Source organism: Brevundimonas sp. SORGH_AS_0993 (assembly GCF_030818545.1).
Classification (GTDB): domain Bacteria; phylum Pseudomonadota; class Alphaproteobacteria; order Caulobacterales; family Caulobacteraceae; genus Brevundimonas.
The window spans coordinates 691529-713122 of record NZ_JAUTAH010000001.1 but is presented as its reverse complement, the minus strand read 5'-3'; the positions used below and the strand labels follow the sequence as shown (position 1 = coordinate 713122).

The window sequence follows — 21594 nt, the reverse complement described above, 5'->3', positions numbered from 1 at the left end:
GCCTCGATCTCGGCCTCGTCACGATGAAAGGAGGTCAAGGTTCGACGGCCTTCTTGCGTGTGACCTTGGGCTTGGCGGCCGGGGTCGTCTTGGTCGCGGTCTTGGCGGCCGGCTTGGACGCCGGGGCCTTGGCGGACGTCTGTCGCGCGGCCGGTTTGGCGCTCGTCTTCGGCGACGCGCGCTTGGCTTTCGGCTTGGCGGCGGCGGTGGGCCGGGGGTCAGGCGACGGCGCATCCGGCCATTCGGCCGCCGCCGGCGTCACGACCGGCTCGGGCAGGGCGACCGGATCGACCGACGGGGTCGCGGGCCCGGTCAGTCCGGCGTTGATTTCCTTGAAGGCGGCGTCGGCCTGGGCGCCCAGGGGATACATTCCCTGCCCCGTCCGCAGCGCCTCGACTTCCTTGCGCAGTTCGTCCAGCTCGGACTGACGCGCCATTTCGTCGAAACTGGCGCGGAACTCATTGGCCATGGCGCGCGCCTTGCCGACCATCTGGCCGACGCGCCGCATCAGGATCGGCAAATCCTTTGGCCCCACCACAAGCAGGGCCACCAGGCCGATCACCAGAATTTCGAATCCCCCGACTCCGGGGCCGAGCCCGCCCATGCGGCAGCCCTTTCAGACGGCGATCAGCGCTTCAGCTCTTCCTTTTCGGCGTCGGTGCGCGGCAGGGAGCTGACGCCGTCCTGCGGGCCGTCCTTCTTGCCGTCGTCCGACAGGCCATCCTTGAAGGCGCGGATGCCCTTGGCGGCGTCGCCCATGATGCTGGACAGCTTGCCGCGTCCGCCGAACAGGACGGCGACCACGACGATGACGATGGCCCAGTGCCAGATGCTCATGGAGCCCATGGCGTATTCTCCTCATGGGGATCGATCATCGATCCCGTCCACGCTTCTTCGCACCGCATATAGGCCGAGTGATGGCCTCGCGCCAAGGGAGGCTGTAGGTCTCGCGACCATGAGTCTCTCCGATCACGTCATCATCCACACCGACGGCGCCTGCAAGGGCAATCCCGGCCCCGGCGGCTGGGGCGCGGTGCTGCAGGCGGGCGGCGGCCACGAGAAGACGTTGTGGGGCGGCGAGGCCAACACCACCAACAACCGCATGGAGCTGATGGCCGCCATCATGGCGCTGGAGGCGCTGAAGCGACCCTGCAAGGTCGAGCTGCACACCGACAGCAAATACGTCATGCAGGGAATCACCGAATGGATGCGCGGCTGGAAGGCGCGCGGCTGGCTGACCGCCGACAAGAAGCCGGTGAAGAACGCCGACCTGTGGCAAAGGCTGGACGCCGCCCGCGCCCGTCATGATGTCAAATGGCGCTGGGTGAAGGGCCACGCCGGCCATGTGCTGAACGAGCGCGCGGATCAACTGGCCAATCGCGGCTGCGCCGAACTGAACCGGCGGTAGAGCCAGAATCCGGCTCTAAACCGCTTCGACCTGCTTTTCCGGCTCGGCGCGTTGGCGACGGACGCGCGCGCCGCTCATCACCGCGCCGAACAGGGCGATGACGGCGGCGATCTGGAAGCCGTGACCCACACCGTTGGCGGGCGCGGCCGACAGCAGGAAGGCCACGGCCACGGCGCCCAGGGCCTGGCCCACCACCCGCGCCATGCCCAAGGCTCCGCCCGCCGCCCCGGCCCGCTCGCGCGGGGCTTCGGACAGCATGGCGCGGTTGTTAGGCGACTGGAAGAAACCGAACCCCGCTCCGCACAGGGCCATGCGCCAGGCGATGTCGAAGGGGCTGGCGCCGACGTTCAGGAAGCTCAAGGCCATCAGCCCGCAGGCGAAGATCGTCAGGCCCGCCGCCCCCAGCACCCCCGCCGAATAGCGATCCGACAGATAACCCGCCAGCGGCGCGGCGACCATGCTGGCCAGGGGCCAGGGGCTCATCAGCAGGCCCGTCTGCACCGCCGTCAGGCCCAGGCTGTTCTGCAGGAAGAACGGCAGGCCGACGAAGGCCATCATCTGGGCCGTGAAGGAAATGACCGAGGTGGCCACCGACAGGCTGAACATCGGCCGCCGCATCAGGTCCAGCGGGATCAGCGGCGCAGCGCGCGACCGCTCGCGCCGGACCAGCAGCACCCCGGCCGCCAGCCCTGCGCCCGTCAGGCCAAAGCCCAGGATCGCCGCCTCGCCATGCGCCAGGGACTGCAGGCCGGTGATCGCCAGGCCGAAGGCGGCGGCGTTCAGCGCCGCCCCGCTCCAGTTCAACCGGCGGCCTTGCAGCGGATTGCGCGGCAGGGTGAAGCCCGCCAGGGCCGCGGCCAGCAGGCCCAGGGGCACGTTCAGCGCGAACAGCCAGCGCCAGTGCCCGACCGCCAGGATGGCGCTGGCGATGGTCGGTCCGGCGGCGGCGGCCAGGGACACGATCACCGCATTGATCCCCACCGCCCGGCCCAGCAGCCGCTGCGGATAGGTGAAGCGCACCAGGGCGCCGTTCACGCTCATGATTCCGGCTGCGCCGAACCCCTGCAGCACGCGCGCCAGGCTGAGGGTCTGGATGGAATCGGCGAAGGTGCAGGCCAGGGACGCCAGGGTGAAGACCACCAGACCCGCCTGGGACACGCGCCTGTAGCCGACGATCTCGCCCAGCGACGCCAGCGGCAGCAGGGCGACCGCGATGGCGATCTGATAGGCGTTCACCACCCAGATCGAAGCGGCCGCCGACGCCTGGAGGTCCTTGGCGATGGACGGCAGGGCGACATTGGCGATGGCCCCGTCCAGCACCGACAGGGTCATCCCCAGGCCGATGGAGGCGATGGCCCAATAGCGACGCGGGACAGGCAGGCCGTCCTCGGCCGCGGCGGACCTGGCGGGGGCGGAGCCGGCGGTCATGCCCATCGAATGCCGCGGAGAATCTGTCCGTTCAACCGGCCCGCTCAGTCCGCTAGGCGCACGGTCAGCAGCGAACCGTCGATGGCCGTGACCACGACATCCTGCCCCAGGTCCGGGGCGGCGCCCTCGATCCGCGCCGGCCATTCGGCGCCCGAAACGAAGACGCGCCCCCGTTCACCGACGAAGGCTTGAACGACCTGGGCCTTCTGGCCGATCAGCCGGCTGTCGCGGTCGTTGATGTCGGGCGTGGGCGGATTGGCCTTCTGGATCAGGCGGCGCGACAGCAGGGTGGCGATCACGGTCAGGACGGCGAAGACCGCCACCTCTCCGGGCAGCCCCAGCCTAAGTCCGGCCGCCGTCATGACGGCGACGACGCCGGCCGACACCGCCGGCCATAACAGCCACTCGGTCGAGAACATCGCCTCCACCGCCAGCAGCAGGACGCCCACGGCCAGCCAGATCCAGAAGGGCTGGGCGGCGTAGAGATCGGCGATCACGGACATCGCAACCGTTTCCTCAGGCCGAAGGCGGCACGGCCGGGCGACGCGGCGGCGTCGGACGCGCCGGGGCCTCGCGCTGCTGGCCCTGGGCCAGGCCGACCAGTTCGCTGATGCCGGCGATGGAGCCGACCAGGGCGCCCATTTCCGACGGCACGATCACCGTGCGCTGTTGCGGGCTGCGGGCCAGTTCGGCGAAGGCTTCGACGTATTTCTGGGCGACGAAATAGTTGATGGCGTTCACATCGCCGCGCGCGATGGCTTCGGACACCATGGCGGTGGCGCGGGCCTCGGCCTCGGCCTCGCGCTCCCGGGCCTCGGCGTCGCGGAAGGCGGCTTCCTTGCGGCCCTCGGCCTGAAGGATGGCCGCCTGTTTGGCGCCCTCGGCGCGGGCGATAGCGGCCGACTTCTCGCCGTCCGCCTCGGTGATGACGGCGCGGCGCTCGCGTTCGGCCTTCATCTGTCGGGCCATGGCGTTGGTGATGTCGGCGGGCGGGGTCAGGTCCTTGATCTCGATCCGGTTGACCTTGACGCCCCACGGCTCGGTCGCCGCGTCGATGACGTGCAGCAGGCGGGTGTTGATGCTGTCGCGCTGGCTCAGCACCTCGTCCAGTTCCATGGAGCCCACCACGGTCCGCAGGTTGGTCATGCACAGCTGGGAGATGGCGTAGGTCAGGTCGTCGACGCGATAGGCCGCGCGGGCGGCGTCCATCACCTGGATGAAGACGATGCCGTCGACCCGCACCATGGCGTTGTCCTTGGTGATGACCTCCTGGGTCGGGACGTCCAGCACCTGCTCCATCATGTTCATCCGCTTGCCGACCCTTTCCACGAACGGGGTCAGAAAGCCGATGCCGGGGCTCAGGGTCTTGGTGTATTTGCCGAAGCGCTCGACGGTGAACTCGCGCCCCTGGGGCACGATCTTGATGACGCTGAACAACAAGGCGATCGCCAGCAGCAGCACGACGCCGGCGAAAATGGTGGTGACATCCATGGGAACCCTCCGTCTGCCGCGAGGTTAGCCGCCGCAACCCTGAAGCGCCACAGAAACCGGACGCCGTTCAACCGAATTATCCGGGCGTCCGGGTGGCGTAGAGGGCCAGTCGCTCCGCCACGTCGGCCTCAAGATCGCCGTAGAACAGATTGTAAGGCCGGGCTTTTCTCTGATCCGCCCAGCTGCCGCCCGCGCGAATGGAGTCCAGATTGGGCCAACTGTGCCGCAACAGGCCCTCGCGGCATTGGGTGCGGACCTCGCGCGTGATCAGGGCCGGACGCGCGCCCCATTCCAGGCCCGTGGCGTTGGTGGCGCCCCGGCTCAGCCGGGCGGGCGCCACGGCCTCGCCGGTCCCGCCCAGCACCGGATTGACGCACACCGGCTGACCGCGGTTCAGATCGACCAGATGCCCGCGCTCGTCCCAGACCACGGCGCGGCGCAGGCGTCGTCGCGCCGGCGCCTCGTCGTTTTCGCCCACCTGGGCCCAGGCGACGACGCACTGGGTCTGGTGGCGATCGCCGCAGGCGGGGATGCGCGCCGGCAGGTTCTCGACCGCCACGATGGTGTCCATCAGATAGGCCACCACCAGCCGGTCGCGCACGGCCTTGTCCGGCGCGATCCGTTCGCGGATCAGCCGATCCAGCAGTTCGGCCCCCTGCTCCACCCCCGCCAGGACGATGGGCCCTTGCGGATGACGCGCCAGCCAGGCGTCGAACGCCGCCAGTATGTCGCCATAGGCGAAGGCCCGGGCCTCGCGCGCGTCGTCCCGGAGGGTCAGGCGCGTATAGAGGCTGGCCTGGCGATAGCGGGGCGCGCTGACCGCCCCGGCCCGCGCGAACGGCCCGGCGTAGTTGGGCAGGACCACCCGGCGCAGATAGGCGTCGGACTTGTCGTCGCCGATGGGGCCGTTCCATTCCGACCCGCCGTCGAAGGTTGTCGAATGGACGAAGAAGACATCGGCCGGCCCTGCGCCCGGCGCACGCGCGTCCAGAAGCGCCCAGGCTTTCGGGTCGGCGTAGTTCAGGGCCGGCGGCGGCCTGTAGGTCTGGAACGGCACCTGCGGATCCAGGGCGGCGCGCAGGATGTCGCCCCGCCAAACCGCAACGGCCGCCGCCAGAAGCAGGATCAGCGCCAGCCCGATCCAGCCGATCCATTGACGGGCCGTCATCCGCCTCATCGAAAGGGATCGTCCGTGGCCAGGAAATCCTGGACGTAGCGTCGCACGCCCTCCTCCAGCGGCGTCGATTGACCCTGGAAACCGGCGGCGCGGATGCGGTCCATGCGGGCCTGGGTGAAATACTGATATCGGTCGCGGATCGCCTCGGGCATGTCGACGTACTGGATCGACGGGGCCTTGCCGGCGGCGGCGAAGGTGGCCGTGGCCAGATCGGCGAAGGAGCGCGCCTGACCGGACCCGACGTTGAACACGCCCGAGACTTCGGGCGATTGCAGCAGGAATTCGACGATGTCGACCACGTCGTCCACATAGACGAAGTCCCGCAACTGGCCGCCGTCCGGATAGTTCGGATTGTGCGACCGGAACAGGCTGACGGTCTCGCCGGCCGCCACCTTGGGCCAGATCTGGGCCACGACCGACTTCATCCCGCCCTTGTGCCCTTCGTTGGGCCCATAGACGTTGAAGAACTTCAGCCCCGCCCATTGACGCGGCGCCTGGCCTCGATCCGCCTGCCGCACCGCATATTGGTCGAACAGTTTTTTCGAATATCCGTAGGCATTTAAAGGGCGAAGCTGAGACAGAGACTCGGCGTCGTCATCGTCGTCGAACCCCGTCTCGCCATCGCCGTAGGTCGCGGCGGAGGAGGCGTAGATCAGCCGCGCGTCCCGAATCGCGCACCAGTCCCACAGGTCCCGCGACAGGGTGAAGTTGTTGCGCAGGATCAGGTCGGCGTCCGGCTCTGTCGTCGAAGAGATCGCCCCCATATGGATCACGGTCTCGATCCGGTCGGCATGGCGCTCCAACTGCTCGAACAGATCTTCGGGCGACCAGAAGTCGGCGATGGGATGTTTCGCCAGGTTCTTCCACTTGGCCAGGTCGGCGGTCTCCAGCCGGTCGCACGCCACCACGTCATAGGCGGTCTCGGCCGTCAGCCGCGCCACGATGTTGGAGCCGATGAAGCCGGCGCCGCCGGTAACAACGATCATTCTGGGCGTCATTGTTCCTGTCCTATCGCTGGCGCTACATGAGGACGGGACGTCATCTTCTCGATGGTTCGCGTGGTGGAAAAGCCGTCCTTGAAATCCGCCAGTCGGACCACCCCGCCCCAGCTTTCGACCAGATCGCCGCCGACCACGCCCTCGCGGGTGTAGTCCGAGCCCTTGATCAGCACGTCGGGCCGCAGCCGCTCGATCAGGGCGATGGGCGTGGGATCGTCGAAACTGGTCACGCGGTCCACGCTGCTCAGGCCCCCGATGACGACCGCGCGGCTGTCCAGATCGTTGACCGGCCGCCCCTCCCCCTTCAGTCGGCGCACGGAGGCGTCGGTATTCAGGGCGACGACCAGCCGGTCGCACCAACCGCGCGCCTGGGCCAGATAGGCGACATGGCCCCGGTGCAGAATGTCGAAACAGCCGTTGGTGAAGCCGACCTTCAACCCTTGCCGCCGCCAGACCTCGACCTCGGCGGCCAGTTCGTCCGGCGGCGTCACCTTGGCCTGGGCGGCCACGGCGTGCTGGCTCAGTTCCGCCTCGATCAGTTCGCCGGGCGTCACCACCGCCGTTCCGGCCTTTCCGACCACGACGCCCGAGGCCAGGATGGCGAACTGCACCGCCGTGTCCAGCGAGGCCCCGGCGCCCAGGGCCAGGCCCAGGGCCGCCAGGCCCGTATCGCCCGCGCCCGACACGTCGAACACCTCGCGCGCCCGGCCAGGGAAATGGCGCACCGGCCCGTCGCGCCGCGCCAGGCTCATGCCCTTGCCGGCGCGGGTGACGACGATGGCACGGGCCGTCGTCGCCGCCAACAGGGCCGCCAGCGCCGCCTCAACCTCGGCGTCGGTCTCGACCGGCAGGCCCGTCGCGCCGGCCAGTTCAGAGGCGTTGGGCTTGATCACATCGACTGCGCCATAGCGGGCGAAGTCCCGTCCCTTGGGGTCCACGATCACCGGCGCACCCGTTTCGCGCGCCGTCTTCAGCGCGGCGCCGATCAGGGCCTCGCCCACCACGCCCTTGGCGTAGTCCGATAAAAGAATAGCCGAAGCCTTTGCAAAGGCGTCCGATTGCGTCAGCTCGGGCGCGACCGCTTCCTCGTCCAGCCTCAGCAACTGCTGCCCGCCGGCGACGAAGCGCGTCTTGACGATGGTGGTCGCGCCCTCGGGTCGGGCGATGCAGTCGACGATCCGCGCCTCGCCCGCGATCAGGTCGGTCAGTTCGGCGCCGGCCGCATCCCGGCCCGCGACGGCGCCCAGCTGCGCCAGACCGCCCAAGGCCGCGACATTGCGCGCCACATTGCCGACCCCGCCGGGCATGGCGATGTTGCGCCGGGTCCGCAGCACGGGAATCGGCGCCTCGGGCGAGATGCGGCTGACCTCGCCATAGACGTAACGGTCCAGCATCAGATCGCCGACGCAGGCGATCTTCAGCTCGCGCACGCGCTCCAGCAGCTTCTGCAGGGCGCCCAGGTCCAGGGTGTCAGACATGGGTGCGACCTAGAGGATTCAGACGGCCTGCGCCACCGGCGCCTTGGCGCCCAGCTCGATCGCCAGGTCGTCGAAGGCGATCAGTTGCGCGGCCAGGGCCTCGAACTGATCCAGCGGCACCATGTTCGGCCCGTCCGACGGGGCGTGGTCGGGGTCGGGATGGGTCTCGATGAAGACGGCGTCCACGCCGACCGAGACCGCCGCGCGCGCCAGAACGGGGACGAACTCGCGCTGGCCGCCCGAGGACGTGCCCTGCCCGCCCGGCTGCTGGACGCTGTGGGTCGCGTCGAACACGACCGGGCAGCCGATCTCGCGCAGCACCGGCAGGGCGCGCATGTCGCTGACCAGGGTGTTGTAGCCGAAGCTGGCGCCCCGCTCGCAGGCCATGACGTTGGGATTGCCGGCGCCGACGACCTTGGCGACGACGTTCTTCATGTCCCAGGGCGCCAGGAACTGGCCCTTCTTGATGTTGATCGCCTTGCCCGTGGCGGCGGCGGCCAGCAGCAGGTCGGTCTGGCGGCTGAGGAAGGCCGGGATCTGCAGCACGTCCACCACCTCGCCCACCGGCCCGCACTGGGCCTCGGCGTGAACGTCGGTCAGGGTCGGCAGACCCGTGACCTCGCGGATTTCCGCGAAGATCGGCAGGGCGTCCTTCAGGCCGACGCCGCGCGCCGCGTTGGCGCTGGTCCGGTTCGCCTTGTCGAAACTGGTCTTGTAGATGATGCCCGCATTCAGCCGTTCGCCGATTTCCTTCAGCTGATGGGCGGTTTCCAGCGCGTGCTGGCGGCTTTCCATCTGGCAGGGGCCGGCGATGAAGGCGATTCGCGCGCCGCCGCCGATGACAACGGGGGTCCGAAGACCTTCGGACAACGTAATGACGGCGTTGGGTCGAGTCACGGCAGGCGTCTTTCCGGTTGGTTTCGGCGTTCAAGTGGCGCCCGACCGAAACGAATGCAACCTGTCGCACAGGCGCAACCCCATGTTTGACGGTCTGGAGCTTTGCGTGGAGAGTAGAATTCGATGAGCGTTTTCGCCACAGAGATCGAAGCCGTCGCCCGCCGAACGCCGCGCGTCTTCGCCATGCTGATCCGGCTGCTGGCCGCCAACTGGACGGTCGGCCGCCTGACGCTGCGTCTGCCGAATGGCGAGGAACACCGGCTTTCCGGCGAGAAAACGGGCCCCCAGGCCGTGTTGGTGGTCAAGGACTACCGCTTCGCCCGCCGTGTCCTGGCCGCCGGCGACATCGGCTTCGCCGAAGGCTACATGGCCGGCGAATGGGACAGCCCGAATCTGGCCGCCCTCTTGGAAACCCTGGTCGAGAACTACGACCACATCCGGCGTCTGTTCGACGGCAACGGGCTGATGAAGGCGGTCAACTGGCTGGCCCATCGCCGCAACCGCAACAGCAAGGCTGGCTCCAGAAAGAACATCCACGCCCATTACGACCTGGGCAACGCCTTCTACGCCGCCTGGCTGGACGGCTCGATGACCTATTCTTCGGCCCGCTTCGCCCGTCCGGACGAGGCGCTGGAGACGGCCCAGCGGAACAAATACGCCGCCCTGGCCCGCCTGATGGACCTGAGGCCCGGCCACACGGTGCTGGAGATCGGCTGCGGCTGGGGCGGCTTCGCCGAGTTCGCGGCCAGGGAGATCGGCGCCGAAGTGACCGGCGTGACCATATCGCGCGAGCAGTACGACTTTGCGCGTCAACGCCTGTTCCAGGCCGGGCTGGCCGAGCGCGCGCACATCGAGCTGATCGACTACCGCGACGTGGCGGGCCGGTTCGACCGGGTCGCCTCCATCGAGATGTTCGAGGCCGTGGGCAAGGAATACTGGCCCGCCTATTTCGACAAGATTCATGCGGTGCTGAAGCCGGGCGGCAAGGCGGGGCTCCAGATCATCACGATCCAGGAGGCGCTGTTCGACGAGTACAACGCCCGCACGGACTTCATCCAGAAATACGTCTTCCCCGGCGGCATGCTGCCGTCGGAGGAACGGCTGAAGCCGGTGATCGCCGCCGCCGGCCTGGAGTGGTCGGCCATCGAACGCTTCGGCCGGGACTACGCCGAGACCCTTAAGCGTTGGGACGAGCGTTTCCGCGCCGCCTGGGGCGACATCCAGCGCATCGCCGGCTTCGATATTCGGTTCCACCGCCTGTGGCGCTTCTACCTGGCCTATTGCGAGGCGGGCTTCCGCGCGCGCCGCACCGATGTGGTTCAACTGGCCCTGACGCGCGCCTGACACCAAGGCCCAATTTCAAGCGAAAGCTCGAATCACGCTTCGGCGGAACCGCAGAGCGGTTCCGTCTAAAACGATCAGGCTCTAGGCTGGGCGCATGACCCAGCCCGCCTCGCCCTCCCCGCTTGTTTCAACCGAAGCCCTCGCCGCCCTGATCGGTGCGCCATCGCTGCGGATTCTGGACGCCAGCTGGCATCTGGACGGCCGCGACGGCCGGGCCGAGTTCGCGGTCGAACACATCCCCGGCGCCCGCTTCTTCGATCTGGACGCCGTCTCGGACCACGCCGTCGGCCTGCCCCATATGCTGCCCTCGCCCCGGGATTTCGCCGCGGCCATGGCGACGCTGGGGATCAGCGAGACGGATCACGTCGTCGTCTATGACACGGTCGGGCTGTTCTCGGCGCCGCGCGTGCGCTGGATGCTCAGGACCATGGGCGCCCACAGGGTCCAGGTGCTGGACGGCGGGCTGCCGAAATGGAAGGCCGAGGGCCGCCGGGTCGAGGCCGGAGCCCCGCGCCCGCCTTCGCCCGCCCGTTTCACCCCGGATTTCGACCCCAGCCAGGTCGCCGGGCTGGACGATGTGCGCACGGCCCTGGCCGAGGGGGAACAGGTCGCCGACGCCCGCGGCCCCGCCCGCTTCGCCGGCCAGGCGGCCGAGCCCCGTCCCTGCGTCCGCCCCGGCCATATGCCCGGCGCGATCAACCTGCCCTACGCCGACCTTATCGACGGCGAGGGGCGGTTGAAACAGGGAGAGCCCCTGAACGAGGCCCTGGCCGCCGCCGGGCTGGACCCGGCCCGGTCGGTCGTGACCACCTGCGGATCGGGCGTCACGGCCGCCATCGTCGGCCTGGCGCTGGAAACCCTGGGCCGGCCGTCGCGCCTGTACGACGGGTCGTGGGCCGAATGGGGGGCTCGCACCGACACCCCCGTCGTCACTGGGCCCTGACCGCGATCAGGCGAGGACAGGCTGCGGCGCCGAGTTTTCGGCGGTCGGCTCGACCGGATCGTCCTTCTCGCCGCGCGAGACGACGGTGGCCAGCACCAGGTCGCCGGTGACGTTCAGGGTCGTGCGGCACATGTCCAGGAAGCGGTCGACGCCCAGGATCAGGCCGATCCCTTCCGGCGGCACCTTCACCATGACCAGGATCATGGCCACCACGGGCAGCGATCCCGCCGGCACCCCCGCCGTGCCGATCCCGCCCAGGATGCAGACCAGCATGACGATCAACTGCTGCGTCAGGCTCAGCTCGATGTTGAAGAACTGGGCCAGGAACAGCACCGTCACCCCCTCGAACAGGGCCGTGCCGTTCTGGTTGGCGGTGGCGCCGACGGTCAGGACGAAACGGGCGATCTTCTTGGGCAGTTTAAGCTCATGCTCGGCCGCCTTCAGCGACACCGGCAAGGAGGCGTTGGACGAGGCGGTGGAGAAGGCCACCACCATCGGCTCGCGCACCGATTTGAAGAAGCCGATCGGCGAACGTCCGCCCAGGATCCAGACGACCAGCGGATAGACCACGAACATATGGATCGCCATGGCCCCGACGGCCACGCCGACGAAGGCCGCCAGCCGCACCAGCAGATCCCAGCCGAACAGAGCGGCCAGATTGAACATCAGGCAGGCGATGGCGATGGGGGCCAGTCTGATGAACAGGTTGATCAGCTTCATCGTCACTTCGAAGAGGCCCTCGATCGTCTGTTGCAGCCGGTCGGTCGCGGGGCTCTTGGCCATGACCAGGCCGACGCCGAAGAACAGGGCGAAGACCATCAGCGGCAGAATCTGGTTCTCGGCGGCCGCCGTCACGGCGTTGGACGGCACCAGGTCCAGGAAGAAGTCCCCCAGTTGGATGCTTTCCGGCGCCTTGGCGACGATGCCGGCGGCGCCGTCGCGGCCCTGTTCCAGAAGCTGCCGGGCCATGGCCGGATCGACGCCGCGGCCCGGCTGCAACAGATTGACCATGACCAGGCCGATCACGACGGCGATCCCCGAAACCAGGACGGTCAGGATCAAGGTCTTGAGACCCGTGCGTCCCAGGGCGCTCAGATCGCCCATTTCCGCCACCCCGATCACCAGGGCCGAAAACAGCAGGGGCACGACCATCATGAACAGCAGCCGCAGGAAGATCTGGCCTGCCGGGCCGGTGACATTGTCGGTCAGCCAGACGACCCACGGCGTGTCCGCCCCCAGCGTCAGATTGACCCACAGGCCGCCGGCCAGGCCGACGGTGAAGCCGATCAGCATCAGCCAATGGAGCGCCAGGCCCCCGCGTTTGGTCTCGGTCATTCGCCCTCCAAGACGATGCTCGCCATTGCGCCTAACGGATCGGCAGGCCGTACATCAGACCCGCCGGACGGGCGTTCCACTGCGCGTTCAGCCCGCGTTCCAGGTTCAGCGGCGACTTGCCCCCCAGGTTCCGGTCGAAGATCTGGCCATAGTGGCCGACCGCCCCGACGGCGTCCGCAGCCCAGGTCTTGGACAAGCCTAGCATGGCGCCGTAATCGCCCTCCAGACCGACAAACCGCCGCACGCGCGGGTCGGTCGCGGTCTTCGACAGATCGCGGACATTCTCCTGGGTCACGCCCAGCTCCTCGGCCAGGACGACGGCGTTGAGGGTCCAGCGGACCACGTCGGCCCAGCGTTCATCCCCCGCGCGGACGACCGGCCCCAGTGGCTCCTTGGACACCACGTCCGACAATATCGTGTGCGCCTGCGGGTCGGCCAGGACCGTCCGCGCCGCCGCCAGGGCCGAAATGTCGGCGCTGAAGGCGTCGCAGTCCTCGCGGCCATAGGAGTCGCGGGCCGCCTCCTCGGTCGGCAGGATCACGGGGCGATAGGCCACGCCGCGCGAGCGGAAGAAGTCGTCGGCGTTCGCCTGGGCCGTCGATCCGGCCTGGACGCAGACCCGGGCGCCGTTCAGTTCGGCCGCGCTGTTCAGGTTCAGCGACCTGCGGACCAGAAAGCCCTGGCCGTCGTAATAGTTGATCCCGGCGAAGACGAAGCCTTCGCCCGCATTGCGCGTCATGGTCCAGGACGAGTTGCGCCACAGCACGTCGATCCGGCCGTCGTTCAGCGCCTCGAACCGATCCGCCGCCGACAGGGGTACGAACCGCGCCGCATCGCCGTCTCCCAGGATCGCCGCCGCCATCGCGCGGCAGAAGTCGGCGTCGAATCCCCGCCACTGGCCGCGATTGTCGGTATAGGCGAAGCCGACCAGACCCTGATGCACGCCGCAGTTCAACCGCCCGCGCCGTTTGACGGCGGCCAGGGTCGGGCTGTCCGGTCTATCGGTCGTCGCCACGGGGCGAGTCGGGGTCTCGGTCTTCTCGGGCGGCGGCGCGGCCGGTCGGTCGCCGCAGGCTGCGACCCACAGGGCCGCCGTCATCGCTCCGATGGTCAAGACCCGCATCGCGTTCGTATCCTCTCCGCCGCTTGCGCCCCTTGAGACTTTAGAGGCTTTTAGGCCGTGATCCGCAACCCATCGGAACAGCCATGTCGCCCCATTCGGACCGCACCCGACTGATCGCCTCGGCCACCCGGCGCGGCCTTGGCCGCCGTCCGGTCAATCCGCCCGTCGAACGCGCCTCGACCATGCTCAGCGACCGCGCCGAGGCGATGCGGGACGAGGCCGAGGGTCCGGTCTACGGGCTGGACGGGGGCAGCGCCGCCCGACAGTTGCGGGCCACCCTGGCCGATCTGGAGGGCGCGTCCGATGCGCTGCTGGTTCCGTCGGGCCTGGCGGCCGTGACCGTGCCCCTTCTGGCCCTGACCCGCCCCGGGGACGAGGTGCTGGCGCTTGACGGCGTCTATGGCCCGACCCGGCGGTTCCTGGGCCGCTATCAGGCGGCGCGCGGCGTCACGACCCGTTATCTGCCGGCCGATACGGACGCCCGAACCCTGATCGCGGCCGTCGGGGACCGGACGCGCGTGGTCCTTCTGGAATCTCCGGCGTCCCTGACCTTCGAGATGATCGACGTTCCCGCCGTCGCCGCCGCCTGCCGGGCGCGGGGCGTTCGCACTGTCATGGACAACACCTGGGCCGCCGGCCTGGCCTTCAAACCCCTGGCCCACGGCGTGGACGTCAGCGTCCAGGCCCTGACGAAATATGTCGGCGGCCACTCCGACGTGCTGATGGGCGGGATCGCCGCCACCGACATCGCCTGCCTGCACGCGGTCCGCGAAGCGATCGAGGATTTGGGCTGGCACGTTTCGCCGGACGATGCCTGGCTGGCCCTGCGCGGCCTTCGCACCCTGCCGCTGCGTTATGCCGAACAGGGGCGTTCGGGCCTGCGCGTGGCCGAATGGCTGCAAAGCCGGCCCGAGGTGGCGCGCGTCCTCTATCCGCCCCTGCCCGGCGCGGTCGGGCACGATCTCTGGGCGCGCGACTTCGTCGGCGCCGCCTCCCTGATGGGTCTGGTCATGAAGGGCGGGAACGCCGCCGCCGGGCGCGCCTTCCTGGACGCCCTCGGCCTGTTCGGCCTGGGCTATTCCTGGGGCGGGTTCGAAAGCCTGATGACCCACGAGACGCACCAGATGGCCTATCGCACCCACCCCACGACGCTGGAGGGCGAGCTGATCCGCCTGCATGTCGGGCTGGAAGACCCCGCCGACCTGATCGCGGACCTGGAACGGGGCCTGGCGGCCTTCTCCGCCGCGCTCACCCTTCCTTAAGCGCCGCACGCGACGTTCGGGCCGTGCGCCACACACCCGATCAGATCGTCGATTCGGACAGCCCGCCCCTGTGGGAGCAATGGGCGGCCGGCTTCGTCGTCTTCATGCTGACGGGCGCCCTGATCGCCCCCGTCATCGCCCCCACCCAGGTCGAGGCGCCGGTGCTGCGCCTGATCTGGCTGCCGGTCTATGCGGTGACGGCCGGGCTTCTGGTCTTCCGCTTCGACAAGGTGATCCGCGCCTGGCCCGCCTGGCTGATGGTCGGCGCCCTGATCGTCCTGGCCTATGTCTCCCAGTACTGGTCCATCGACCCCGAAGTCACCGACCGCCGCGTCATCGCCATGGCGATCAACAGCGCCTTCGCCGTCTATCTGGGCGCGGTGTTCCGGGGGGCGGCCCTGCCCCGCGTCCTGATGCACGCCTGTCTGGTCATGGCGGTCGGCAGCCTGATCATGGTTTTCGCCTATCCCAAGGTCGGGGTGCACCAGTTCGACAACGCCGGCCTCTGGCGCGGCCTGTGGTACGAAAAGAACCAGATGGGCCTGGTCATGGTGGTGGGCGCCGTCTCGGCCGCCGCCTGTCTGGCGGCCGACCAGATCGCCGCCAATGGACGCAGGCCCTGGACGGCGCTGCTGACCCTGGCCCTGACCGTCCTGCTGATCCTGGCGACCCAGTCCAAGACCTCGCTGCTGTGCCTGATGATCGGCGTCGGCATGGTGGGGGGCTGGTGGGTCTTGAAACAGGGCGGCGCGGTCGTCACCATCGTCGCCGTCTGGGCCGGCGTGGTCGGGATCGTCGGCGGCGCCTGGGTCTGGCACGTCGCCTCGGCCTCCATCCTACAGGCCCTGGGAAAGGATCCGTCTCTGACCGGCCGCACCCTGATCTGGGAGGCCCTGATGCGAAAGGTGGCCGAACGTCCCTGGACCGGCTACGGCTTCAGCGCCTTCTGGGGCGTGGATTCCATCCCGGCGCGCGAGATTCGAATCCAGACCCAGTGGCCCGTGCCGTCGGCGCACAACGGCTGGATCGACCTTCTGGTGCAGCTGGGCTGGCCCGGCGCGATCACCGTCGGCGCCCTGATCGTCGTCGCCGCCGTGATGATCCTGGCCCGCACCAACGGCCTGGGGACGCGCGAAGGCTATTGGAGCATCGCCTATCTGTCGGTCTTCGTCGCCCTCAGCCTGTCCGAAAGCGTGCTGCTGAACCACGCCAGCCTGCCCTGGTCGTTGATGCTGGCCATTCTGGCGCGGGCCGTGACCTTCGATCCGGCGCCCAACCGCGCCCCGGTGCGCGCCGCGCTTGCCCCCGGCCGTTCGCGGGCCTACCAGAACCGGCCCCGAATCGCCTCAGACTATGTGAATGGCCGCCGATCTCTTCGCCTTTGACGACGAACCTCCCGCTCGCAAGCCCGAGCCGCCCAAGCCTGCCGTGACGCCCGCGCCGGTTGCTTCTGCGCCTCCTGCTGCGCCGGCGCCCGCAGCCGCACCCCTCGTCGCGCCGGTCGCGCCGTCATCGACGACGACCGGCTATTCCGCCTCCTCCATCGAGGTGCTGGAGGGATTGGAGCCCGTCCGCAAACGCCCCGGCATGTATATCGGCGGCACCGACGAACGAGCCCTGCACCACCTGTTCGCCGAAGTCCTGGACAACGCCATGGACGAGGCCGTGGCCAAGCACGCCAAACAGATCCGGGTCGATCTGGACTCAGAGGGCTATCTGTCGGTCTATGACGACGGGCGCGGCATCCCTGTCGATCCCCACCCCAAACACCCCGGCAAGTCGGCGCTGGAAGTGGTCATGACCGTCCTCCACTCGGGCGGCAAGTTCTCGGGCAAAGCCTATGAAACCTCTGGCGGTTTGCACGGCGTCGGGGTGTCGGTCGTCAATGCGCTGAGCGAACGTCTGGACGTCACGGTCTGGCGCGACGGCTTCGAATGGCGCCAGAGCTTCTCGCGCGGCCAGGTCCTGGGTCCGATCCAGCAGGTTCAGCCTTCGAAGAAGCGCGGCACCCTGATCCGGTTCAAGCCGGACGACGAAATCTTCGGCGTCGGCGCGGCCTTCAAGCCGGCCCGTCTGTTCCGCATGGCCCGGTCCAAGGCTTATCTGTTCCGCGGCGTCGAGATCAAATGGACCTGCGCGCCGGATCGGATCACCGACGCCACACCGGCCCAGGCGGTCCTGCACTTCCCCGGCGGTCTGGCCGACGCCCTGGCCGACCGGATCGGTCAGCTGGAGACCGTCACCCCCACCTTCGCCGGCCGCGCCGAGCGTCAGGGCGAGGCGGGCGCCTTCGAATGGGCCGTGACCTGGTCGCCCGCCGGCTTTGGCGAGGCGGACGGCTTCATCCAGTCCTACTGCAACACCGTCTCCACCCCCGACGGCGGCACGCACGAGGCGGGCTTCCGCGCCGCTCTGGTCAAGGGCCTCAAGGCTTACGGCGAACTGACCAACGAAAAGCGCGCGGGCGTCATCACGGCCGAGGACGTCATCGCCAACGCCGGCGCCCTGATCAGCGTCTTCATCCGCAATCCCGAGTTCCAGGGCCAGACCAAGGACCGCCTGTCCTCGCCCGAGGGCGCCCGACTGGTCGAACAGCTGCTGCGCGACCCGCTGGACCACTGGCTGACCGAAAGCCCCAAACAGGCCAACGCCCTGCTGGGCTTCGTCATCGACCGGGCCGAGGAGCGTCTGCGTCGGCGCAAGGACAAGGAGGTCCAGCGCGCCGCCGCCACCCGCAAGCTGCGCCTGCCGGGCAAGCTGTCGGACTGCAGCCGCCAGGCCGCCGAGGGCACCGAACTGTTCATCGTCGAGGGCGATTCGGCCGGCGGCTCGGCCAAGCAGGCGCGTGACCGCACGACCCAGGCCATCCTGCCCCTGCGCGGCAAGATCCTGAACGTCGCCTCGGCCACCGCTGACAAGCTGCGCCAGAATGTGGAGCTGTCCGATCTCGCTCTCGCGCTGGGCGTCCAGCCCGGCAATCGGTTCAACATCGACGATCTGCGCTACGAGCGGATCGTCATCATGACCGACGCCGACGTGGACGGCGCCCACATCGCAGCGCTTCTGATCACCTTCTTCTATCGGGTCATGCCCGAGACGATCCGCCAGGGCCGGGTCTTCATGGCCCTGCCGCCTCTCTATCGGATCTCGGCCGGCCCCTTGAGCGAATACGCCCGCGACGACGCCCACCGCGACGAACTGCTGGCCACCGTCTTCAAGGGCAAGAAGACCGAGATCGGCCGCTTCAAGGGCCTGGGCGAAATGATGGCCTCCCAGCTGAAGGAGACCACCATGGACCCCAGGAAGCGCACCCTGGCCCGCATCACCGTGCCGGACGCCGAGGCCAGCATCGAAGATCTGGTCGAACGCCTGATGGGCAAGCGCGCCGAGGCCCGGTTCCAGTTCATTCAGGAAAACGCGCAGTTCGTGAAGGAAGAACTGGACGTCTGACGCCATCGCGGCCCTTCCAACGAACGGCGACGCCTGACAAAAGAACCGCCATGAGCACGACCGCCCCTTCCCCCGCCTTTCTGGATGAGTTGAAGGCCGCCCTCGGCCCGGGCGGTTGGACCCAGGACCCGCAGGTCGTGGCCCCCTTCCTGACCGAATGGCGCAACCGCTGGACGGGCGAAACGCCCATCCTCCTGACCCCGCGTTCGACCGAGGAGGTCGCGCGCATCGTCGCCCTGTGCGCCCGCGACGGGGTGGCGGTCACGCCCCAGGGCGGGGGCACCGGCCTGGTCGGGGGCCAGATTCCCTTCGGCGAAGTGCTGCTGTCGATGAAGAAGATGCGCGCCGTCCGCGACGTCACGCCCCTGGACGACGCCATGACGGTCGAGGCCGGTCTGACCCTGTTGGAGGCGCAACAGGCGGCGACGGCGGCGGGCCGCTATTTCCCGCTCAGCCTGGCGGCCGAGGGCTCGGCCACCGTCGGCGGCGTCATCTCCACCAACGCCGGCGGCACCCAGGTGCTGCGCTACGGCATGATGCGCGATCTGGTGCTGGGCGTCGAGGCGGTCCTGCCCAACGGTCAGATCTTCAACGGCCTGAAACGCCTCAGGAAGGACAACACCGGCTACGACCTGAAGCAGCTTCTGATCGGGGCGGAGGGCACGCTGGGCGTCGTCACCGCCGCCACTCTGAAACTGTTTCCGATCATGCGCTCGCGCGCCGTCGCGATCGTGGGGCTTGAGACCGCCGCCGCCTCCATCGAGCTTCTGGCCCGCGCCAAGGCCGAGACCGGCGGCGGGGTCGAGGCGTTCGAGCTGATGAAGCGCCTGGGCATGGAACTGGTGCTGAAGACCATCCCCGACACCCGCGAACCTCTGGAGTCGACGCCCGACTGGTACGTCCTGATCGAAATCGCCTCGGGCACGCCGGGCGGGGCCGAAGCGCAGATGGAGGCCCTGCTGGAGGTCGCCTTCGACGAGGGGCTGATCACCGACGCCGCCATCGCCCAGAACGACGCCCAGCGCGCCGCCTTCTGGCGTCTGCGCGAGGAGCATTCGGCGGCTCTGAAGCCCGAGGGCGGCGGCTGGAAACACGACGTCTCCGTGCCGATCAGCCGAATCGCCCATTTCATCGACGAAGCCTCGGCCGCCGTCGCACGCTTCCATCCCGGCGCCCGCATCTCGGTCTTCGGCCACGTCGGCGACGGCAATCTGCACTACGACATCCTGCCGGGCGTCGGTCAGGACGTGCCCGCCTTCATCGGCCGCTGGAAGGAAGGCTCCCAAGTCGTTCATGACGTGGTCGCCCGCTACGACGGCTCCATCTCGGCCGAACATGGTCTGGGCCGGCTGAAGACCGACGAGGCCCGGCGCTACAAGTCGCCGCTGGAGATCGAGACCATGGCCGCCATCCGCCAGGCGCTCGATCCTCGACGCATCATGAACCCCGCCGTCCTGTTCTGACGGAAATGTGCGCCCAACCGGCGGCTTGCGCGCGCAATGCCGCTGGTCTGAACCCCGTCTTTTCATAGACTTGTCGAATTCTCGCGCCGATCTGCGCGCCTCGGTTCGGATCGCGCCCATGCTTGATCCGTCCCGTCGCACCGGAGGGCTCGTAAGGCCTGCGACCTTGCGGCGGCGGGAGCGTATGGAGCGGTGTCCGCCCGATGTCGGGGTTCCAAAGACCTCGCGCGGGCGAGCGGCGGCCGGCAGGGTCCGGTCGCCTTGCGTGGCGGCTCGGAGGAGAGCCAACGGGGCGGACGTGCAGGCGTCACGCCCGCCGCGGGGGGCGTTCGGGGTCGGCGTGAAAACATTGCGTCGGTCCGAGGCTCGTCGAAAACCATGCGCGCGGAGCGTCGGCCTTCGTCGAAACGGTATTTCATCTCAGAACTCCGGGCGATGGCCCGGCGCTCCGCCTGCCCTCCCTTATCCCCCGCGCGACGGCGACGGGCGCCTTGGCCTGCCCAGTGGCTCGCCCAGCGGCTCGCATGGTCGATAATGTTCTTGATTTGTTCCTTTGTTCGTTCCATCGTCCCTTCATGGAAACGGCCAAGGGAAGAGGCGCGCGTTCGAATGTCACCGGCCGCTACGAGCCCCAGCAGCATGAAGCGTTCGACGACGGCTGGACGCACGACGACGCCCAGGTCGCGCCGCTGCGCACCACCCTCACGCCCGAACACGCCCGCACCATCATCGCCCGGAACGACAGTCCGGACGTCGGCTTCGACCGCTCCATCAATCCCTACAAAGGTTGCGAACATGGCTGCATCTACTGCTACGCCCGTCCGGCCCATGCCTGGATGGGCCTATCCCCGGGCCTGGATTTCGAGAGCCGGCTCTTCTTCAAGCCCGAGGGCGCACGTCTGCTGGAACAGGCGTTCCTCGCCCCCCGATATCGGTGCAAACGCATCCACATAGGCGGCAACACCGACCCCTATCAGCCGGTGGAGCGGGATCTGCAGTCCACCCGCTCGATCCTTCAGGTGATGCAGCGGTTCAACCATCCGTTCAGCATCATCACCAAGTCGGTGCTGATCGCGCGCGACGCCGACATTCTGGGCCCCATGGGACGGGCCGGCCTGGCCTCAGCCTTCGTCTCCATCACCACCCTGGACCGCAAGCTGGCCAGGGCCATGGAGCCGCGCGCCTCCACCCCCGCCAAACGGCTTGAGGCCATCAGCCGCCTGGCCGATGCGGGGTGCCCGGTCGGGGTCGGCTTCGCCCCCGTCATTCCCGGCCTCAACGATCATGAACTGGAATCGGTCCTGGAGGCCGCCGCCAAGGCCGGGGCGACCACGGCCATGTACGTCACCCTGCGCCTGCCGCTGGAGATCAAGGACCTGTTTCAGGAATGGCTGGCCGACGCCCGGCCCGACCGCGCCGCCCGCGTCATGTCCCTGATTCGCCAGACGCGCGGCGGGCGCGACTACGACCCCGACTTCGCCCAGCGGATGAAGGGGCGCGGCCCGGTCGCCGACCTGATCGCCGTCCGCTTCAAGGCCGCCCTGAAACGCTATGGGCTGGATGCGCCCCGCCCTCTGCTGGACGAAAGCCGTTTCCACGTCCCGGCCGACGCCCGACCTCAACTGGAGCTGTTCGGCTAAGATGTTGACGGAGCGGGGTCGTCATTCCGGGGCTGGGCATAGCGAAGAACCCGGAACCCAGGGGTACGGAATGGCTGCTGAATCCGTTCAGTTCCTGATGCGCGCCTCCTGGGTTCCGGGTTCGTCCTTCGGACGCCCCGGAAGGACGCGCCGAGAG

Annotated in this window: 19 protein-coding genes; 8 read left to right on the top strand and 11 right to left on the bottom strand. The window is 68.7% G+C overall.

From position 1 onward, the window contains the following. Nucleotides 1–34 precede the first annotated feature (34 nt). Together tatB and QE389_RS03505 are read right to left on the bottom strand one after the other, a co-directional pair. Complete coding sequence (gene tatB / locus QE389_RS03510) at nt 35–604, bottom strand: Sec-independent protein translocase protein TatB (protein WP_307364713.1); 570 nt, start codon at nt 602–604, stop codon at nt 35–37. 23 nt (nt 605–627) lie between these two features. Next, complete coding sequence (locus tag QE389_RS03505; protein ID WP_307364711.1) at nt 628–846, bottom strand: twin-arginine translocase TatA/TatE family subunit; 219 nt, start codon at nt 844–846, stop codon at nt 628–630. Nucleotides 847–955: 109 nt separating this feature from the next. Between QE389_RS03505 and rnhA the strand changes: the two genes are divergently transcribed. Next, nucleotides 956–1408, top strand: a complete 453-nt coding sequence (gene rnhA / locus QE389_RS03500; RefSeq protein ID WP_307364709.1) for a ribonuclease HI — start codon at nt 956–958, stop codon at nt 1406–1408. Nucleotides 1409–1423: 15 nt separating this feature from the next. Here rnhA and QE389_RS03495 read toward each other — a convergent pair whose 3' ends face one another. The 7 genes from QE389_RS03495 to kdsA all read right to left on the bottom strand — a co-directional run bounded on the left by QE389_RS03495 (nt 1424) and on the right by kdsA (nt 8877). Beyond that, nucleotides 1424–2836 carry an MFS transporter gene (locus tag QE389_RS03495; RefSeq protein ID WP_307364707.1) on the bottom strand — a complete coding sequence of 471 codons (1413 nt, stop codon included), beginning with the start codon at nt 2834–2836 and terminating at the stop codon, nt 1424–1426. A 44-nt stretch (nt 2837–2880) separates the two neighbouring features. Further along, complete coding sequence (locus tag QE389_RS03490; protein WP_307364706.1) at nt 2881–3339, bottom strand: NfeD family protein; 459 nt, start codon at nt 3337–3339, stop codon at nt 2881–2883. Between the two features lie 13 nt (nt 3340–3352). Beyond that, nucleotides 3353–4327 carry an SPFH domain-containing protein gene (locus QE389_RS03485; protein ID WP_307364704.1) on the bottom strand — a complete coding sequence of 325 codons (975 nt, stop codon included), beginning with the start codon at nt 4325–4327 and terminating at the stop codon, nt 3353–3355. A 76-nt stretch (nt 4328–4403) separates the two neighbouring features. Further along, nucleotides 4404–5504, bottom strand: coding sequence for a DUF3089 domain-containing protein (locus tag QE389_RS03480; protein WP_373458287.1), 1101 nt, complete (start codon nt 5502–5504; stop codon nt 4404–4406). After that, a complete protein-coding gene (rfaD, locus tag QE389_RS03475) occupies nt 5501–6490 on the bottom strand; it encodes an ADP-glyceromanno-heptose 6-epimerase (protein WP_307364701.1) in 990 nt (329 codons plus the stop codon). Before rfaD ends, QE389_RS03480 begins: the two co-directional genes overlap by 4 nt. Nucleotides 6491–6498: 8 nt before the next feature. Then, the gene (gene rfaE2 / locus QE389_RS03470) at nt 6499–7980 is read right to left on the bottom strand and encodes a D-glycero-beta-D-manno-heptose 1-phosphate adenylyltransferase (RefSeq protein WP_307364699.1); all 1482 of its coding nucleotides are present in this window, start codon (nt 7978–7980) and stop codon (nt 6499–6501) included. 18 nt (nt 7981–7998) lie between these two features. Beyond that, nucleotides 7999–8877: a 3-deoxy-8-phosphooctulonate synthase gene (gene kdsA / locus QE389_RS03465; protein ID WP_307364696.1), complete on the bottom strand. Its 879-nt coding sequence runs from the start codon at nt 8875–8877 to the stop codon at nt 7999–8001. A gap of 123 nt (nt 8878–9000) precedes the next feature. On the opposite strand from kdsA, the gene QE389_RS03460 reads away from it, so the two are divergent. Further along, complete coding sequence (locus QE389_RS03460; protein WP_307364694.1) at nt 9001–10221, top strand: cyclopropane-fatty-acyl-phospholipid synthase family protein; 1221 nt, start codon at nt 9001–9003, stop codon at nt 10219–10221. Nucleotides 10222–10315: 94 nt separating this feature from the next. Continuing rightward, nucleotides 10316–11164 (top strand): 3-mercaptopyruvate sulfurtransferase, encoded by an 849-nt coding sequence (gene sseA / locus QE389_RS03455; RefSeq protein WP_307364692.1) that lies wholly within the window; start codon nt 10316–10318, stop codon nt 11162–11164. A 6-nt stretch (nt 11165–11170) separates the two neighbouring features. Here the strand turns inward: sseA and QE389_RS03450 are convergent, their stop codons facing one another. Next, entirely contained in the window at nt 11171–12499 is a 1329-nt protein-coding gene (locus QE389_RS03450; RefSeq protein ID WP_307364690.1) for a dicarboxylate/amino acid:cation symporter, read from the bottom strand. 31 nt (nt 12500–12530) lie between these two features. Further along, on the bottom strand, nt 12531–13622 hold the full coding sequence (locus tag QE389_RS03445; protein ID WP_307364688.1) for an amino acid ABC transporter substrate-binding protein: 1092 nt from the start codon (nt 13620–13622) through the stop codon (nt 12531–12533). Nucleotides 13623–13705: 83 nt separating this feature from the next. Here QE389_RS03445 and metC point away from each other — a divergent pair, with 83 nt between their 5' ends. The 5 genes from metC to QE389_RS03420 all read left to right on the top strand — a co-directional run bounded on the left by metC (nt 13706) and on the right by QE389_RS03420 (nt 21437). After that, a complete protein-coding gene (gene metC / locus QE389_RS03440) occupies nt 13706–14884 on the top strand; it encodes a cystathionine beta-lyase (RefSeq protein WP_307364687.1) in 1179 nt (392 codons plus the stop codon). Between the two features lie 23 nt (nt 14885–14907). Next, on the top strand, nt 14908–16269 hold the full coding sequence (locus QE389_RS03435; protein WP_307364685.1) for an O-antigen ligase: 1362 nt from the start codon (nt 14908–14910) through the stop codon (nt 16267–16269). After that, complete coding sequence (gene parE, locus QE389_RS03430; protein ID WP_307364684.1) at nt 16244–18334, top strand: DNA topoisomerase IV subunit B; 2091 nt, start codon at nt 16244–16246, stop codon at nt 18332–18334. Before QE389_RS03435 ends, parE begins: the two co-directional genes overlap by 26 nt. Before the next feature lie 50 nt (nt 18335–18384). Continuing rightward, nucleotides 18385–19797 carry an FAD-binding oxidoreductase gene (locus QE389_RS03425; RefSeq protein WP_307364682.1) on the top strand — a complete coding sequence of 471 codons (1413 nt, stop codon included), beginning with the start codon at nt 18385–18387 and terminating at the stop codon, nt 19795–19797. 575 nt (nt 19798–20372) lie between these two features. Beyond that, nucleotides 20373–21437, top strand: a complete 1065-nt coding sequence (locus tag QE389_RS03420; RefSeq protein WP_307364680.1) for a PA0069 family radical SAM protein — start codon at nt 20373–20375, stop codon at nt 21435–21437. The last annotated feature ends 157 nt before the right edge of the window (nt 21438–21594 follow it).

Excerpts from the sequence above, each read along its gene's own strand:
- QE389_RS03495 (WP_307364707.1), bottom strand. The coding sequence starts at position 2,836 with ATGACCGCCGGCTCCGCCCCCGCCAGGTCCGCCGCGGCCGAGGACGGC.
- rfaD (WP_307364701.1), bottom strand. The coding sequence starts at position 6,490 with ATGATCGTTGTTACCGGCGGCGCCGGCTTCATCGGCTCCAACATCGTG.
- QE389_RS03445 (WP_307364688.1), bottom strand. The coding sequence starts at position 13,622 with ATGCGGGTCTTGACCATCGGAGCGATGACGGCGGCCCTGTGGGTCGCA.
- rnhA (WP_307364709.1), top strand. The coding sequence starts at position 956 with ATGAGTCTCTCCGATCACGTCATCATCCACACCGACGGCGCCTGCAAG.
- QE389_RS03420 (WP_307364680.1), top strand. The coding sequence starts at position 20,373 with ATGGAAACGGCCAAGGGAAGAGGCGCGCGTTCGAATGTCACCGGCCGC.
- QE389_RS03485 (WP_307364704.1), bottom strand. The coding sequence starts at position 4,327 with ATGGATGTCACCACCATTTTCGCCGGCGTCGTGCTGCTGCTGGCGATC.
- sseA (WP_307364692.1), top strand. The coding sequence starts at position 10,316 with ATGACCCAGCCCGCCTCGCCCTCCCCGCTTGTTTCAACCGAAGCCCTC.
- QE389_RS03460 (WP_307364694.1), top strand. The coding sequence starts at position 9,001 with ATGAGCGTTTTCGCCACAGAGATCGAAGCCGTCGCCCGCCGAACGCCG.
- QE389_RS03490 (WP_307364706.1), bottom strand. The coding sequence starts at position 3,339 with ATGTCCGTGATCGCCGATCTCTACGCCGCCCAGCCCTTCTGGATCTGG.
- metC (WP_307364687.1), top strand. The coding sequence starts at position 13,706 with ATGTCGCCCCATTCGGACCGCACCCGACTGATCGCCTCGGCCACCCGG.
- QE389_RS03450 (WP_307364690.1), bottom strand. The coding sequence starts at position 12,499 with ATGACCGAGACCAAACGCGGGGGCCTGGCGCTCCATTGGCTGATGCTG.
- QE389_RS03505 (WP_307364711.1), bottom strand. The coding sequence starts at position 846 with ATGGGCTCCATGAGCATCTGGCACTGGGCCATCGTCATCGTCGTGGTC.
- QE389_RS03480 (WP_373458287.1), bottom strand. The coding sequence starts at position 5,504 with ATGAGGCGGATGACGGCCCGTCAATGGATCGGCTGGATCGGGCTGGCG.
- tatB (WP_307364713.1), bottom strand. The coding sequence starts at position 604 with ATGGGCGGGCTCGGCCCCGGAGTCGGGGGATTCGAAATTCTGGTGATC.
- rfaE2 (WP_307364699.1), bottom strand. The coding sequence starts at position 7,980 with ATGTCTGACACCCTGGACCTGGGCGCCCTGCAGAAGCTGCTGGAGCGC.
- parE (WP_307364684.1), top strand. The coding sequence starts at position 16,244 with ATGGCCGCCGATCTCTTCGCCTTTGACGACGAACCTCCCGCTCGCAAG.
- QE389_RS03425 (WP_307364682.1), top strand. The coding sequence starts at position 18,385 with ATGAGCACGACCGCCCCTTCCCCCGCCTTTCTGGATGAGTTGAAGGCC.